Annotated in this window: 19 protein-coding genes; 2 read left to right on the forward strand and 17 right to left on the reverse strand. The window is 40.4% G+C overall.

Translation table 11 applies throughout. The features are described from left to right. Positions 1-531 (forward strand): tyrosine-type recombinase/integrase (locus IJ535_RS03310; RefSeq protein ID WP_294298814.1); only part of this gene is annotated, 531 nt, incomplete at its 5' end. A gap of 156 nt (positions 532-687) precedes the next feature. Here IJ535_RS03310 and rpsI read toward each other — a convergent pair. The 10 genes from rpsI to IJ535_RS03360 form a co-directional block, all read right to left on the reverse strand. After that, complete coding sequence (gene rpsI / locus IJ535_RS03315) at positions 688-1086, reverse strand: 30S ribosomal protein S9 (RefSeq protein ID WP_294298820.1); 399 nt, start codon at positions 1084-1086, stop codon at positions 688-690. 13 nt (positions 1087-1099) lie between these two features. Then, the gene (gene rplM / locus IJ535_RS03320; protein ID WP_294298823.1) at positions 1100-1528 is read right to left on the reverse strand and encodes a 50S ribosomal protein L13; all 429 of its coding nucleotides are present in this window, start codon (positions 1526-1528) and stop codon (positions 1100-1102) included. 177 nt (positions 1529-1705) lie between these two features. Continuing rightward, positions 1706-2443: a tRNA pseudouridine(38-40) synthase TruA gene (truA, locus tag IJ535_RS03325; RefSeq protein ID WP_294298826.1), complete on the reverse strand. Its 738-nt coding sequence runs from the start codon at positions 2441-2443 to the stop codon at positions 1706-1708. 1 nt (position 2444) lies between these two features. Then, positions 2445-3245, reverse strand: a complete 801-nt coding sequence (locus IJ535_RS03330) for an energy-coupling factor transporter transmembrane component T family protein (RefSeq protein ID WP_294298827.1) — start codon at positions 3243-3245, stop codon at positions 2445-2447. Positions 3246-3291: 46 nt separating this feature from the next. Continuing rightward, positions 3292-5055 (reverse strand): energy-coupling factor transporter ATPase, encoded by a 1764-nt coding sequence (locus tag IJ535_RS03335; RefSeq protein ID WP_294298829.1) that lies wholly within the window; start codon positions 5053-5055, stop codon positions 3292-3294. Between the two features lie 9 nt (positions 5056-5064). Beyond that, positions 5065-5562, reverse strand: a complete 498-nt coding sequence (gene trmL, locus IJ535_RS03340; RefSeq protein ID WP_294295889.1) for a tRNA (uridine(34)/cytosine(34)/5-carboxymethylaminomethyluridine(34)-2'-O)-methyltransferase TrmL — start codon at positions 5560-5562, stop codon at positions 5065-5067. 314 nt (positions 5563-5876) lie between these two features. Continuing rightward, a complete protein-coding gene (locus tag IJ535_RS03345) occupies positions 5877-7046 on the reverse strand; it encodes a pyridoxal phosphate-dependent aminotransferase (protein WP_294298831.1) in 1170 nt (389 codons plus the stop codon). Next, a complete protein-coding gene (locus tag IJ535_RS03350; RefSeq protein WP_294295887.1) occupies positions 7043-7525 on the reverse strand; it encodes an Lrp/AsnC family transcriptional regulator in 483 nt (160 codons plus the stop codon). The genes IJ535_RS03345 and IJ535_RS03350 overlap by 4 nt, the downstream gene beginning before the upstream one ends. A gap of 197 nt (positions 7526-7722) precedes the next feature. Then, positions 7723-8721, reverse strand: a complete 999-nt coding sequence (locus tag IJ535_RS03355) for an AIR synthase family protein (RefSeq protein ID WP_294298833.1) — start codon at positions 8719-8721, stop codon at positions 7723-7725. Between the two features lie 18 nt (positions 8722-8739). After that, on the reverse strand, positions 8740-10440 hold the full coding sequence (locus IJ535_RS03360; protein WP_294298836.1) for a VanW family protein: 1701 nt from the start codon (positions 10438-10440) through the stop codon (positions 8740-8742). A gap of 219 nt (positions 10441-10659) precedes the next feature. Here IJ535_RS03360 and IJ535_RS03365 point away from each other — a divergent pair, with 219 nt between their 5' ends. Next, positions 10660-11292 (forward strand): hypothetical protein, encoded by a 633-nt coding sequence (locus tag IJ535_RS03365; RefSeq protein WP_294298838.1) that lies wholly within the window; start codon positions 10660-10662, stop codon positions 11290-11292. On the opposite strand, the gene IJ535_RS03370 is transcribed toward IJ535_RS03365, so the two are convergent. The 7 genes from IJ535_RS03370 to IJ535_RS03400 form a co-directional block, all read right to left on the reverse strand. Beyond that, a complete protein-coding gene (locus IJ535_RS03370; protein ID WP_294298840.1) occupies positions 11236-11820 on the reverse strand; it encodes a manganese efflux pump in 585 nt (194 codons plus the stop codon). The genes IJ535_RS03365 and IJ535_RS03370 overlap by 57 nt on opposite strands. 126 nt (positions 11821-11946) lie before the next feature. Continuing rightward, positions 11947-12519, reverse strand: coding sequence for a TetR/AcrR family transcriptional regulator C-terminal domain-containing protein (locus tag IJ535_RS03375; protein ID WP_294298843.1), 573 nt, complete (start codon positions 12517-12519; stop codon positions 11947-11949). Between the two features lie 8 nt (positions 12520-12527). Continuing rightward, positions 12528-12773: a hypothetical protein gene (locus IJ535_RS03380; RefSeq protein WP_294295440.1), complete on the reverse strand. Its 246-nt coding sequence runs from the start codon at positions 12771-12773 to the stop codon at positions 12528-12530. A 1-nt stretch (position 12774) separates the two neighbouring features. Further along, positions 12775-13347 carry an HdeD family acid-resistance protein gene (locus tag IJ535_RS03385; RefSeq protein WP_294298845.1) on the reverse strand — a complete coding sequence of 191 codons (573 nt, stop codon included), beginning with the start codon at positions 13345-13347 and terminating at the stop codon, positions 12775-12777. A gap of 3 nt (positions 13348-13350) precedes the next feature. Further along, positions 13351-14238 carry a DegV family protein gene (locus IJ535_RS03390; protein WP_294298848.1) on the reverse strand — a complete coding sequence of 296 codons (888 nt, stop codon included), beginning with the start codon at positions 14236-14238 and terminating at the stop codon, positions 13351-13353. Between the two features lie 133 nt (positions 14239-14371). Continuing rightward, entirely contained in the window at positions 14372-15892 is a 1521-nt protein-coding gene (locus IJ535_RS03395; protein ID WP_294298851.1) for an alpha-N-arabinofuranosidase, read from the reverse strand. 9 nt (positions 15893-15901) lie between these two features. Beyond that, the gene (locus IJ535_RS03400; protein ID WP_294298854.1) at positions 15902-16771 is read right to left on the reverse strand and encodes a carbohydrate ABC transporter permease; all 870 of its coding nucleotides are present in this window, start codon (positions 16769-16771) and stop codon (positions 15902-15904) included.

The raw sequence follows: 16771 nt of genomic DNA on the forward strand, positions 1-16771 counted from the left end.
AAGGTTGAGAGAGATATCTTTTCAAAAGCTGAGATTGACAGGCTATGGGAACTCAAGGATGATCCGTTCTACCAGACAGTACTGATGCTGATTTACAACGGCTGTAGAATATCTGAACTACTGGATTTGGAAAAGAAAAATGTTCATCTTGAAGAACAGTATTTCGATGTGATACTAAGTAAGACTGAAAATGGTATCAGAAAGGTTCCTATAGCAGATAAGGTTCTACCATTCTACAAAGCCTGGTATGAATCCTCTGATTGTGAGTACCTTCTTCACACCGATGACAACAAAAAATTCACCTACAGAAACTATAAAGACAGCTACTGGACACCACTAATAGAAAACCTTGGGATGGAGCACAATCCTCATGATACTCGGCACACCTGCATATCAATGCTGGCGGAAGCTCATGTGGATCCTACAATGATTAAGAAAATCGTAGGACACTCCGGAGCAATGTCTCTGACAGAGAAAGTGTACACACACCTTGATATCCAGTCTCTGGTAGAAGCAATAAATAAAATCTAAGACTTGATAATTTTGCTGTCTACCTGCTGTTTACTCGCTGTTTACGGTACAAAATTTTCTGCGTTTCACCACAACTGAATACAATTATAGATAAAAGAAAAACCCCAGAAACACTGAGTTTCTGAGGTTTGTAAATTCTTTTTGAATCTCGAAAGATTATCTCTTTGAGAACTGTGGTGCGCGACGAGCAGCCTTTAAGCCGTACTTCTTACGCTCCTTCATACGTGGGTCTCTTGTGAGGAATCCAGCAGCCTTAAGTGTAGGTCTGTACTCAGCATCTACCTCAAGGAGTGCACGTGAGATACCGTGTCTGATAGCACCAGCCTGACCAGTGTATCCGCCACCCTTTACGTTAACGATAACATCAAACTTATCTACAGTACCTGTAGCTACAAGTGGCTGACGAACAACTACCTTTAATGTCTCAAGACCAAGGTACTCGTCGATATCTCTCTTATTTATTGTAATCTTGCCTGTGCCAGGTACAAGATATACTCTAGCAACTGAAGACTTTCTTCTACCAGTTCCATAATACTTTGTTGTATTCTTAGCCATGATCTACCTCCTATTAAAATGTAAGCACTTCTGGCTTCTGTGCCTGCTGCTTGTGATCTGGTCCAGCGTAAACAAAAAGCTTTGTGTACATCTGACGTCCAAGTGGTCCCTTTGGAAGCATGCCCTTAACAGCGTGCTCGATAACTCTCTCTGGATGTGTGTTAAGCATTTCCTTAAGAGTTGTCTCTTTCATACCACCAACGTAATCAGAGTGATGATAGTAAACCTTCTGATCAAGCTTCTTACCTGTAACCTTAATCTTCTCTGCATTAACTACGATAACATAGTCACCACAATCAGCGTGTGGAGTGAAGACTGGCTTATTCTTACCTCTTAAAACCTTTGCAACTTCTGCTGAGAGGCGACCAAGTGTCTGTCCCTCTGCATCAACTACATACCATTTTCTCTCAAGCTGAGATGGGTTTGGCATATAAGTATTCATGAGAATTCCTCCTTAAATAAATCTGTAAAAGATTCCTGCCGGTGATGTCCGGGCACCTGCATGGAATGTTATAGTAAACTTGTCTCTGGGCTAATAGACACAAGTCTCCTTACTACATCAACTGCTATATTGTACAATAGAGTTTAATATCCGTCAATAATTAATTTGACTTTATTTTTATTCTAAATATTCAATTCCTATCATGGTAAGACCATGGGCTGGGGCTGTTGGGCCAGCGAGCTCGCGGTTGCGACCACGGAAAATTTCAAGCATGTACATAGGCTCCATCTCACCTGCTCCTACCTTAATAAGGGTGCCGGCTATGATACGGACCATGTTGTAAAGGAAGCCATCTCCTGTAAGGCGTATGTGGATTACATCATCTTCCCTGTACACCTTAGCAGTGTAGATGGTTCGGACACGGGATTTAACCTGTGCCTTCACTGATGAGAAAGATGTAAAATCGTGCTGACCGATAAGATAAGCAGCTGCTTCATTCATCTTGTCCACATCCAAATCATAATAGTAATGGAAAGTATCCTTGCGCTTTGTTGGGTCTGGCATCTTGCGATTTAAAATCTTGTATTCGTATGTCTTGCGACAGGCTGCATATCTAGGATGAAAATCATCCTCCACCTGGCAGGAATACTGAACAACAATATCATCAGGCAAACGCTGATTAAGAGCGAAGCTAATTTTGTCAGCTGGCATTCTGGAATTAGTGTCAAACACTGCCACATTTCCAAGAGAATGCACACCTGCATCTGTACGGCTGGCGCCCATTATTGAAATAGGCTCCTGCAAAAGATCAGTCAAAGCCTCGTTTAACTTCTGTTCAATTGTCACTCCGTTAGGCTGAATCTGCCAGCCGCTATAGTTAGACCCGTCATAGGCCACTACTATCATTACTCTCATATTATAAAACTACCTTTACTGCATAAAAAATGATTATGTATGCTACTATACAAATGTACGCTCTCTGGTCAAGTGAGCTGTATTTAAGCGGGCGCATCTTAGTTCTGCCCTCGCCACCATTGTAGCATCTTGCTTCCATTGCATAAGACAAATCGTTAGCACGTCTGAAGGCTGATACGAAAAGTGGAACCAGAAGTGGTACCATATTCTTAGCCTTCTTAATAAGACCACCTGTCTCAAAATCAGCACCTCGAGCCATCTGAGCCTTCATGATTTTATCAGTTTCCTCAATGAGGATTGGAATAAATCTAAGGGCTATAGACATCATCATCGAAATCTCATGCACTGGAACATTAAACTTCTTAAGAAAACCTAAGGATTTCTCCAATCCGTCTGTAAGCTGATTTGGTGTGGTTGTAAGTGTCATAACTGATGTGCCGATAATAAGAAGAATCATACGGCTAGTCATAAGCACTGCGTTCTTAAGTCCCACATCACTAATCTTTAAAAAGCCAAATGAAAATATGGTGATTCCAGGTGTTAAAAACAAATTAAACAAGCCTGCTATTATAAGAAGCACCACAATAGACCTAAGTCCCTTTACCATAAAAGAAAAAGGTACATGGCTCATTTTTATAATTCCAATTAATGTAAGCAAAACTATTGCGAATAAAACAACATTATCCACAGAAAACAAAGTGATTATAAAAACCAATGTGGAAAACAGCTTCACTCTTGGGTCTAATGAGTGGAGAATGGACTTTGCTGGATAATATTGTCCTAATGTAATTTCTCTAAGCATATTTATAAATTCCTTTTTAAGTCAAATCCAAAACTGGTATCTGCTATTAATTCAAGGCTTTTAAAATAGATTCTGTAGCCTCTGCCACTGTGGTAGCAGAAGAATCTACATCAAAGCCTGCCTCTATTAAATCGTTCATCACATAAGTAACCTGTGGTGCTGCAAGCCCCATCTTCTCAAGCTCCTTGTAATGAGCAAAAACCTCCTTAGGTGTGCCATCAAATGCAGGCCGTCCGCTGTCCATTACGATAATTCTATCTACGTAATTAGCAACATCCTCCATTGAATGGGATACAAGGATAACTGTATCGCCTCTCTTTTCATGCATATCCTTTATAAGGCCAAGGATATCATCACGTCCCTTAGGGTCAAGACCTGCTGTTGGCTCATCCAAAATAAGTACTGCCGGCTTCATAGCAATAACACCTGCTATTGCAGCTCTTCTCTTCTGTCCACCTGAAAGCTCAAATGGAGAAGCAAGATACAGCTCCTCAGGAAGCTTAACAAGGCTAAGAGCCTCGTATGCACGCTTTATCTGTTCCTTTTCGTCTAAGCCCTGATTCTTAGGGCCAAACTGAACATCCTTAAATACTGTAGTTTCAAAAAGCTGATGCTCAGGATACTGGAACACCATTCCTACCTGAGTACGCAAATCCTTTATATCAAAATCCTTATCGTAAATGTCCTGACCACGATAATAGATGTGACCTTCTGTAGCCTTGATAAGCCCGTTTAAATGCTGCACAAGTGTGGACTTGCCACTACCTGTGTGACCGATAATGCCAATAAACTCACCTTCTTTTATAGAAAGGCTAACATCATCTAAGGCTGTCACCTCGTAGGCTGTTCCTGGTGAATACTTATATGATGCATGGTCAAGAATGAGTACATTGTCACCAAATGATTTTTTATCTTCTGGCTGTGATGCAACTGGTGTCTGACCTGCTGCTAACTTGCGTAGGTTTAATTTAGTAAGAGCCTCTATCAGTTCCTTTCTTGTAAGAATACATTCTGGAATCTGAAGACCAGCCTTTCTAAGCTCATGTGCCAAAAGAGTAACCTGTGGTACATCAAGACTGTGCTCCTTAAGAAGCTCCACATCCTTGAATATCTCTCTTGGAGTGCCCTCCATAAAGACCTTACCCTTTTCCATTACGAAAACATAATCGGAATCAACAACCTCTTCCATGTAATGAGTAATAAGGATTACAGTGATTCCCTTTTCACGGTTAAGGGTATGAACAGCCCTAAGTACATCGGCCCTACCATCAGGGTCAAGCATGGCTGTTGGCTCATCTAAGATGATGCACTTTGGCTCCATAGCCATAACGCCTGCAATTGCCACACGCTGCTTTTGTCCACCTGAAAGCTTGTTAGGTGAATGATTACGATATTTTTGCATTCCCACCATCTTAAGAGATTTGTCCACACGAACAAGAATCTCCTCTGTTGGAACGCCGATATTTTCCGGACCAAAAGCTACATCCTCATCAACAACAGATGCAATAATTTGGTTGTCTGGATTTTGGAAAACCATGCCTGCTGTTTGACGCACTGCAAATGTATACTCATCGTCAGATGTATTCATTTCATCTACCCAGATGGTGCCCTCTGATGGAGTAAGAAGTGCATTGATGTGCTTGGCGAATGTAGACTTACCAGAGCCATTATGTCCTAAAATAGAAATAAACTGACCTGGCTCTACATTAAGATTAACGTGATCAAGGGCAGTCTGAATGCTTTCAACATTGCCCTCTTCATCACGTCTTATATATTCATGTACTAAATCTTTAGATCTGATAATTGACATTGGTACCCACTATTCCTTCCAGTTGAGTCTATGTAAATTACCCTCAGTCTCCAAACCGAGGAAGTCGTTTTGTCTCAGGGCCTCGTATAAAACTACTGCCACTGAATTTGATAAATTAAGTGATCTGATATCATGTCCCATTGGAATACGAACGCAATTCTCCTCATTGTCTACAAGAATCTCCTCAGGGATACCTGCTGATTCCTTGCCAAACATTATGTAGCAGTCTGGTTCGTAATGAACATCTGTATGTTTTCTTTTGGCTTTTGTGGTAGCCATATAAACCTTAGCATCTGGGTTCTTTGCCTTGAAATCTTCCCAATCATCATAACGGAAAACCTCTAGCTTATCCCAATAATCCATACCTGCTCGCTTCACTGTCTTATCTGTAAGCACAAAGCCAAGCGGCTCAATCAGATGAAGACGAGTTCCTGTAGCACAGCATGTTCGCCCAATATTCCCCGTATTTGCAGGAATCTCAGGCTCATGTAATACAATATTTAACATTTTAAAACCTCTAATCTGTGTTCAGAATGCTTCGCCTGTTACAGTAACAAGCATTATGATTTCTCCGCTCGGCAACACGCCTCCCTTGAGAAATATAATAGCTTGTTACTTACATGCTTGCATTCTGTTCTTTACGTTATTCTAATCAACTACGTATCGTAAACCGTACGAACAAAATCATCATAAACCTAACGAACATAATTCAGTTAACAAAGTAAAAATGTTCTGAATGAGACATTCTTAGTCGAATGAAGAATATTTTTACTTTGTTAACGTAGAATTATGCACACAGTCTACGCTGATTTGTGCTCAGCCTACGATTTACGTAGTTCGTCCACAAATTCTTCGATGCGGTCCATGGCGCGCTTTAGGCTTTCAAGGGAATATGCGTAAGATATACGTACATTGCCTTCGCCACTTTCTCCAAAGGCTGTGCCTGGAACCACTGCAACCTCTTTCTCACGAAGGAGGCGTGTACAGAATTCTTCGGAAGACATTCCAAATTCTGCAATGGATGGGAAAATATAGAATGCACCGTATGGCTCAAAGCATTTAATTCCCATTTTCTTAAAGCGATTAAGGAGATAACGACGTCTGTCATTATATTCCTCTCGCATGTGAGCAACATCCTCATCGCAGTCACGGATAGCTGTTACTGCAGCGTACTGGCTGGTGGTAGGTGCACACATAATAGCAAACTGGTGAATCTTAGTCATCTGCTTAATAATAACCTCTGGAGCACATACATAGCCAAGACGCCAGCCTGTCATAGCGTGACTCTTTGAGAATCCATTGATGTAGATTGTACGCTCCTTCATTCCAGTGAAGCTGGCAATGGATACATGGCCTTCACCTGTATATGTAAGCTCACCATAAATCTCATCAGTAAGCACAAACAAATCGTACTTCTTAACAAGCTCTACAATAGGCTCCAAATCAGCCTTTTCCATAACAGCACCTGTAGGGTTGTTAGGAAATGGCATAATAAGAATCTTTGTTTTATCGGTGATTGCAGCCTCAAGCTCCTCAGGCTTAAGTCTGAATTCGTTTTCTTCCTTAAGAGCAATAGGAACTGGTACACCACCAGCAAGGATGGTACATGGTTCGTAGCTTACATAGCAAGGCTGAGGAATAAGTACCTCATCACCTGGGTCAAGCATGGCACGAAGTGCAATATCTATACCTTCAGAACCACCTACTGTCATAAGCATCTCTGTAAGCGGATTATATTCAAGTCCATAGTGACGCTTAAGAAAATCTGCAATCTCAACTCTAAGCTCCTTCAAGCCTGAATTAGATGTATAAAAGGTACGACCTCTTTCCAAAGAATAGATAGCCTCGTCTCTTACCTTCCATGGTGTATCGAAATCTGGCTCGCCAACACCAAGAGATATTGCCTCTGGCATCTCTGCAACTATATCAAAAAACTTACGAATGCCTGATGGCTTTATTTCTGTAATAGTCTGATTTAAAGGGTTTCTCATAGACTCACCTTCTCCCTCTCATCCACGTGCTTTTCTGCCATAATAATTCCGTGATCCTTATACTTCTTAAGTACAAAGTTAGTCTGTGTGCTAAGCACTGAATCAAGTGGAGAAAGCTTAGCAGAAACAAAATCTGCAACCTCTCTAAGTGTATGTCCCTCAATAGAAACCATGAAATCATAGCTTCCTGAAATAAGATAAACAGCATCTACCTCTGGATAATTATAGATGCGCTCTGCAACCTTATCAAATCCCATGCCGCGCTGAGGTGTAACTCTAACCTCAATAAGAGCAGACACCTTCTCAACGCTGGCCTTCTCCCAATTAATAAGAGTAGGATAACCGCAAATAATATGCTCATTCTCCATGGCCTCAAGCTCATTCATAACTGTGGCCTGGTCGCAGCCTAGCATCATTGCCAAATCCTCTAAATCAATCTTACTATTATGCTCAATATAAGTTAAAATCTTCTCTCTCATTTTAATCACCCCTAAGTCCGTCAATTTCCATAGCCTATAAATATTATTATTCGCCACGCTTTCGCTCTTATTCGCTCATTGCCCTACATAAGATGCTGCTAAAGCACCATCTAAGTAGGGATGGCTCATCAAGGGCTCATAATAACATTTATAGTCTACTCCAATTGACTCATCTAAATTTGTTAGTTACTAAAATACTATTTTCGTTCTACGTTTGGTACGGAATATAGTGCGTCGGCTTTGGGAGGTTCTAGGAAGCGAACCTCGTCGCCGCTGATAACGCGTTTATCGTTTGAAGAGTTGGACTTCCCGATAATGGCGGATGCTACCCCCGCTTCCGCAAGCTTTCTAACAAGTCCGTTGCCATCGTTTGTAGCTATTAGCATAGCACCTGATGAAATAAGCTCGTATGGATTGATACCAAAGAACTCGCACACTTCTATTGTCTCCTGCTTTACAGGAATAGATTTTAAATCTACATCAAGGCCTACGCCGGAAGCTTCGCCCATTTCCCATAAGGCTCCAAATATACCGCCTTCTGTGATATCATGCATAGCCGCCACGCCATGCTCTACAGCCACACGGCTTTCAGGAAGTACGCTTAAATATTTATCAAAGCTCTTTGCTGTATCTACAAGATTCTTTGGCAATCTGGTAAGAAGCTCTTCTTCGTGGTCCTTAGCAATAATAGATGTACCTTCAAGACCTATCCATTTGGTAACCACCAAGTCCATTCCAGGCTTGGCTCCACCTGTGGAAACCATCTGGCCCTTCTTTACCTTACCTACAGCTGTAACTGAGATAAGAGGCTGATTAACCACCTCTGTAACCTCTGTATGGCCACCCATAACCTGTACATTGTATCTTTTGCAGGCATTATCAACCTGTTCCATAATAGCCTTTAGCTTGGCCTCACGCATTCGAGGGGTAAGCAGGATTGTAAGCAGGATTCCTATTGGCTCCGCCCCTGCGCTGGCTAAATCGTTGATAGATACAGTAACGGCAAGCTCACCTATATCTGAGGCTGTGCCTGTTATAGGGTCAGTGCTCATTACTATTTCTTCATCAGGGCCTACCTGAAGGGTGGCGCAATCCTCACCGATGCTAGGACCACTACCTACCTCAGGACGTTTTACATGAAGTTGTTTTATAACTGAACGTTTAAGTACGCTTTCTTTAAGTTTTCCAATTTCCATAAGATTATTCCCTAAAATCTAGTTAGCTGGTACTGTAGCCTGAGGCACTGGCTGCTCCACAGGCTGAGTTGTTGCATCTGGCGCTGGTGTCTCTGTAGCTGGTGTTGTAGCAGGAGCTTGTGTTGCATTAGTTGTGTCTTCTGTCTCTGTTGGATTTGTAACCTTGTACTTTGGTGTAATTACAAATGGAGTAGAATTAACAACACCTGGTGCATACACTGCTATAGCATTTGCTATGGTTGTAGCATCCTGAGTGGCAACAGCCTGAAGCATTGCGTATGAAAGATTAGGATCCTCTGATGCAATACCTACTGTAACAGTTCTATTAGATGGATTGTACTTGCTGTTGTTATATACCTCTCTGCTAACCTCTTCGTCGTTTTCATAAACAATCTTCCAAAGACGAGCTGTGTAGCCTGTGTGGCCTCCAACGGTTGTGGTCATCTTGCCAAGAGGCACATTAGGGTCAGCAACCCACTGGGTATTTTGAACATTTACACCAGTGATTTCTGTCTCGTATTTAACACTATGAGACTTGTCATCCTCTTCCTTACCATAGATGTTAAAGTAAGCCTTGTTGCCGTCACAGTATCCTTCTATATATATAGGATAATTCTTGTTATTTCTAATCTGGAAATCCTTACCACCGCTTTCTGCAATGGCTGCATCCTGTGATGGTGGAACATAAGTAACTATCATAGAATGACATGAACGGGTTACAATACCAAGCTCTGCCTCTCTAACTGCTCCGTAAAGTGTGGTAGATACCTGGCAGATACCGCCACCATAAGTCTCTACAGTGGTTCCATTTTCATAAGAACCAGCTAACATATATCCATTCTCAGCAGAAAATGGAGTGATTGTATTAAGCACTGAGAACTCATCACCAGGATAAAGAATAGTTCCGTTTATAAATCCTACACCGTTTGCCACGTTGTTCTTACGAGCGGCAGATGATGAACTATAATCTGTATTAAAGCTGCCAAGCAAATCCTTAATCTCTGCAAGCTCTTCCTTGCTACCTCTAGGTTCCTTAACAACGGTTGCAAGAGCGATTGTTGCTGATTCCTTGTTCCAATCGTTTTCGATATAATCTGCAATTATTGCAACAGATTCATCAACCTGAACAACCACACCGCTTGTACCTTCGTGGAACACAAATTCCCCATTTTCTCTGGTAAGATAATCATCGCTTGCTTCATCATTAACCTGTGAAGATGCTGTCTGTAAATATGTGGTAAGAGCTGTTCTATCTACCCCTAATGAAAGTGCAAAATCCTTGCCTCTTCCATCCTCCAAATCCTTGCTAGCCTTAAAGCGCTCTGCAAAATTTCCATAGCTGCCATAAGATGCAGCCTTAGTAGTAACATCAGTATTCTTAGCACCTATACATAAATCTGCACCTGTGGCACTGATAGTTTGCTCGTTGGCAGAAAGTGTAAATTTCACATCATCATACTGTGCAAAATAATCGTCTACAACCTCCTTAGCCTCAGCCACTGTCATACCACCTACAGATGTTCCTGCTATTGAAACGCCCTTAGGAATGATTCTAGTATCCTCCTCGTCTGCAGAAACTGCTTCTGCCTCTTCATTGGCTAATTCCTCTTCAGAAACTGTGTTTTCTTCTGTGACCTCTTCGGCGTATGCGCTAATTGGTGTAAATAAACCTGCTGTAAATGTTAATGATAGTAATAGTGATAGAACTCTTTTTTTCATAATATAACCCTCATCAGTCAGCTGCGCTGACAGCTTCTCCCTAAAAGGGAGAAGCCTCATTGTTGACATTAATAATCTATTAAAATAAACTTAAATTAAAGCAGAAGCAAATGTGGTAAATACCATACATACCACTACAACTACTAATATTATTCCAGCTATAAGCTGTTGTTTTTTAGATCTTTTCATAAAATACCTCGCATAAGTAAAGGAGAAACTATGGGCTTCCCTATTTTACCTTTTTTCTTAATATTCCTAATCTGGCTTGCAATCAGAATCAAAACCCTAGATGCTAAGCAAGAACAGCAGGAGGAAGAATTCTGGGCTAAAGAAAAAGCGGCCAAAGCAACCCCTGCCAAGGATATATCTAATCTAAGATATATTACCATTCCAATAGAGAAATTTCCATTAAATTTTAGTAATGATGAAAAAGTTATTGAGATTGAAACCCAGTTAAAGGAGCTTTCAACCCACAGGCTGCTTAATCTTTCTGGTGTTTCAAACACTGATTTAAAGCTTACCTACGGCACTTCTAACTTCGAAACAATGAGCCAGATAGGTGAAGATTTCGATAAAGCATGCATCCTTCTAAATTCCTATGCCAAGGCTTTAATAGAAGCTGGTATGGAAAATGATGCCGTAAATGTATTGGAATTTGCCATTGGCGTTGGAACAGACATTAGCGAAAGCTACATTATGCTTTCTGATTGCTATAAAAAACGCTCACAGACAGAAAAGCTAAGCTTCCTTCGTGAGCGCATATTAAACAGTAACCTGTTATTAAAAAATTCTATTTTAAACAAAATCGATGACTCTACTGAGGAAGATTTCAGCACCAGCTCCCCAGAGTAATGCTGCGCCTACTATGTAAGCTATAGTCTTCTTCTCAAAGCCAAAATGCATGCCTGTATAAAGACCGCCAAGAACTACAAGTACAGATATTGCAAGAATAAGTGCAATAATCTGCCAAATGGTGGTGCCCACAAGCCCGCAGGCACAACCTGCAGCTGCTGTATAAGCACTGGATACAATAACAATTCTGATGTAATCTAAAACAATAAGAGCATCCCTTCTTCTTTCTTGAATGAATTCTCTTTTAATTGCCTTTGCAATAAGTCTTAGGCCCAGTAGCACAAGAACTACTACAGCCACAACCTCCCCACGCTTTACAGGATTAGCAATGTAGCCATTAACAGCCATTAATCTGCAGATTGCATAGCCCCCAAAATAAAAAACCAATTCAGATGCAGCAACCACTGCGCAAGCAACAGCCACTGTCCTTTTCTTAAGGTTTGCTATCATTGCCCCTTGTATTTCCATTGCAGCAAAAACATCTAATAATATACCTGCTATAATAAGCAAGTTTTCCAACCAAGTCATAATATATTTACTCCATTTCACATTTATAACAGTTTGCTTAATAATAATAGCTCATTACATAGATTATATAAAATATTCAATAATAAAAGCCTGTTTAAATAAAAACTACATTATCGTACATTTGTATTAGCGCTTTTCATTAGTAATAACCTCTATAATTGGGCTCCTAAATATCTTAATATATACATCTGCCAATTCTTCCACTGGCACATTCATCCCTCTTTTAATCCATCGGATGGTAACCCAGCTTATGGAATGTGCCAAAAACTCAGCCACCAATTCCTTTTTAAGCCAACTGTAATCTGCCATTGCAGCCAAGCTTTCTACATCAATGTATTTAAGAACTGCTTTTGCCACACACCTGTTATAGATTTCGTTAAATGAATTCTGCCCTTCTAAGGCTGCAGCTCTTTTATAGAAATCCTTTTCCTTTTCCATGGTGGTAAGGATAAATGTTACACCTTCCTTTAGCATTCCATTTGAAAGAAGGGGATCCACAGGCGCGAACAATTCGTTAACAGTTATCCACTCAAGTAGCTCATATTTATCTTGAAAATGATTATAAAAGGTAGGTCTGATTACCCCTGCTTTATCTGTAATCTCTTTGATTGTTATTTTATCGATAGGCTTAATTGCCGCAAGTTCTTTTAAGCTTTCTGCAAGCACAATATCGATTGCATTCTGTGATTGATTATTCATAATTCTCCTCAAGAATCTTCAAATTCAGCTGTAACGTAAAATCCCTTTGGGGTCTCCTTAACATCTATAACCTTAGCTTCGGTCTTACCGTTTACAGTTTTGAGTCTTTCTAGTGTTGTATAATTTGCGGACATAGCATAAGACCTTCCTAACACATAATAATATGAGTTAGAAAGGGCATATTCAGTAACCGGAAGCACATCCCCTACCTCTAGTAAGCCTGTGCGTTCCATCTTAAATTCCATTTGTCTCATTTTAGATATCTTCCTCCCTGGTGATGGTTCCATCTACAACAGAACCAGTGGCCTTTCTAACAGAGTGGACAATGCCAAAATCTGTAATGCCATCCCAGATAAGCATGATACCTATTATTCTTGTAGCAAGACTAACTACCTGAAATGCTGCACCGATGCAGATAATTCCAAAGAGTATATTAACAGCCGCAAGTACAAAGCTAATCCAAAAATTAGAAGCCTTAGCTCTGGCAGCCTCAACTGCCATTCCTAAATCCTGCACGCCGTGTATAACAAGAATTACACCGATTGCAATTGGAATAATGCTTATTATCTTACCTGAGTCGTTAAAAAGCCAAATACCTACGATAAGTATCATCATACCAACAGCTATTCCAAGGGCATTATCTACACCATGCTCAATAAGCTGATTCACAACAACAAATATTCCTGAAAGAATAATTATAGCTGCTATCACCTTGCTTATAGTAGCCAAGCTTTCAACAGGAAATACTAAAAGCAAAATTCCAATGACCATAGTAAAAACTGCAGGTATTGTAATGTTTAATCTAAACTCTTTAATCTTATCCTTCATAGCTTAGTTCTCCTTTTTTCCACCCCAGAAACCAATAGCAACTGTACCAGGGCCTGTATGTGCACCGATTGTAGGACCAATATCGAATATACGAACCTTTTCTTTCATCTTAGGAAATGCCTCTTCTATCATATCAGCCATCTCCCTGGCATCATCCATACACACTGAATGTGTGATAAAGATATTCTGGTCATAGTCAGCTCCGTTTTCAATACGCTCCTTGATAGCTGCAAGGCAAGCCTTCTTAACCATCTTCTTACCTCGACACTTCTGTCTAGGAATAAGCTTTCCTTCATCATTGATGTTAAGAAGCGGACAGATATTAAGGGCTGTACCAAACCAACCAGAGACCTTAGAAATTCTACCACCTCTGATAAAGAAGGTAAGGTCTGTGGTGAAGAACCATGTATTCTGATTCTGAATATTGTCCTCAGTCCACTTTACAAGCTCATCAAAGCTCTTCCCCTCATCACGAAGTGAAGCAAGCTTGTCCATGAACAAGCCATAGCCTGCTGATGCTGTAAGGCTGTCAAAAACCACTATCTTTCTATCAGGGAATTCCTCTGAAAGCTCCTCAGCTGCAATACGGGCTGAATTAATAACACCTGAAATACCACTGGATAATGTAAGATGAATAACATCCTTCCCCTGCTCTAAAAACTTACGGAAATACTGGGTAAACTCATCTGCATTAACCTGTGATGTCTTTGTCATGGCACCATCAACCATTGCCTGGTAAAAATCCTGTGGTGACATTGACTGATACAAATCATCCTTATATGCCTTATCATCTAAATAATAGTGAAAGCAAATATACTGGATATCTCTTTCCTTTAAAAACTCATCTGTAACATCTGCTGTTGAACAGCAACTAATAATATAATCTCCCATAACATCATCCTATTCTTTAAATTTTTCAGCATTTTGAGTATACTCCATCTACCCTACCAAATGCAATAAGCCAGCAGATTTCTCTACTGGCTTATCGGAATTTATTATATGGAAGGATTTATGAAAAAGAAAGTTACTTGTTTAGGCGAATGCTAACAACTGAGCACTTAGGAAGTGTTACCTTAATGCCTTCAGCTGTCTTAGCGTAATCCTTAAATTCCTGCTCCTTAACAACCTCTGGATTCTCAAATGTGTTGTGTGCAGCCATAGCACCTGCTACATAAGTAGCTTCACATACATTGTAAGAAGCGGCGTCATGAGTTAGCTGAATATCTACAGTCTCATCTGCCTCAAGAGAGTTGTTTGTAAGAGTGATTGTGATTACACCATTTGCATCCTCAGATACTGATTCAAATACCTTTGGAAGCTCATTCTTACCGCTACCAACTATACTATTATTTAGTAAGTCACTGCCAAGGAGAGTAGCGCCCTGGTGATGACGATACATCTTAAATACATAGTAAGTAGGTGTTTTAATCATCTTCTCACCATCTGTGAGAATAACTGATTGAAGCACGTTAACCATCTGTGCAATATTTGCCATCTTAACTCTGTCTGAATGCTTGTTGAAGAGGTTAAGATTCATACCAGCTACAAGTGCATCACGCATTGTGTTCTGCTGATATAAGAAGCCTGGGTTTGTACCTGGCTCAACATCTGTCCAGATACCCCACTCATCAATAATAAGTCCAATCTTCTTATCTGGATCATACTTATCCATGATTGCACCATGCTTATTAATAAGCTCTTCCATGAAGTAGCTACGCTTAAGTGTCTGGTAGAACACTTCCTCAGTGAAGTCTGTAGCACTTCCCTTGATGTTCCAATCATCTTCTGTCTCAGGAAGTGTATAGTAATGAAGTGAAAGACCATCCATAAAACCATGGAACTGCTCTGGTGTATGGTCGAAGCATGTCTCAAGAACACCTTCTGTCCAGTGATAATCATCTACATTAGCACCGCAAGCAATCTTTGAGATTGGCTTATTTCCATTGTAGTTTCTAGCAAATGTCTGGTAACGTCTGTACTCATCTGCATAGTGCTGTGGACGCATATTACCGCCGCAGCCCCATGATTCGTTACCAACACCAAGGTAATCTACTACCCATGGCTCTTCATGACCATTCTTCTTACGAAGGTCAGCCATTGGAGATACACCCTTAAATGTCATGTATTCAACCCATTCGCTCATTTCACGAACAGTACCTGAACCAACATTTGCATTTACATAAGTCTTGCAACCAAGCTGTCTGCAAAGCTCGAAATATTCATGTGTACCGAAGCTGTTGTCCTCTACAACGCCACCCCAGTGTGTGTTAATCATCTTCTTACGATTTTCCTTTGGACCGATTCCGTCCATCCAGTGATACTCATCTGCGAAGCATCCACCTGGCCAACGAAGTACAGGAACCTTCATTTCCTTAAGTGCCTCGACTACATCTGTACGCATTCCATTCACATTAGGAATATCGCTATTTTCACCTACGTAAAGTCCTTCGTAGATGCAACGGCCCAAGTGCTCAGAAAAATGTCCGTAGATTTCTGGGGCAATTGTGCTCTTTTTGTTTTCGTTGTTAATTACTAATTTTGCCATATTCTCTCCTTATCCCTTAACAGCACCTGCTGTCATTCCATCGATGATGTACTTCTGGAAAATGAGGAAGATTATAAAGATAGGTAAAATTCCAAACATTGATCCTGCTATAAGTACATCATAGTTGTTACCGTATGGTGTAAGTAATGTATTAAGTCCGATTGGAAGTGTAAACTTCTCTGCGCCCTTAAGTACAAGCAGTGGCCAAAGGATAGCGTTCCAAGCGCCCATTGCACTAAGAATACCCATTGATGCAAAGGCTGGCTTTGCAAGTGGAAGGATGATTCTTACAGAAATACCATATTCGCTACAACCATCAATACGTGCTGCATCAAGCAAATCCTTAGGAAGTCCTGATAAGTACTGTCTAAAGAAGAAAATTGTTGATGCGGAGCAAAGTCCGATAATGATAACACCTACATAAGTATCAACAAGCTTAAGTGCGATGATTTCCTTATATAATGGAAGCATAAGGATTTCAAAAGGTACCATCATTGTTGCAAGTACTATTGTGAAGAGCAGATTCTTAAATCTAAACTCATACATTGTTAAACCATAAGCAACAAAATAACAGATTATAAGTGTAAGTGCTACCGAAATAATGGTAATTAATAACGAATTCTTGTACCACATGAAATATTTAACACTGTCAGCGTTTCCGCCAAATAAATATTTGTAGTTGTCAAGATTCATTGTGGTAACATTCAAATCTATTGAAAGTCCCCTACGAATAAGCTCTGTACCAGGTCTAAATGAAGCAAGTAAACCTGCAAATACAGGAAAAATGATTATTAAACAAAGGATTGCAAAAAATCCTGTTCCAAGTACTGTGCCCACAACTCTTTTAGGAGAGCTAGCCATTGTCTTTTGCTTTGCCAT

It is taken from the genome of Pseudobutyrivibrio sp., from assembly GCF_017471675.1.
Classification (GTDB): domain Bacteria; phylum Bacillota; class Clostridia; order Lachnospirales; family Lachnospiraceae; genus Pseudobutyrivibrio.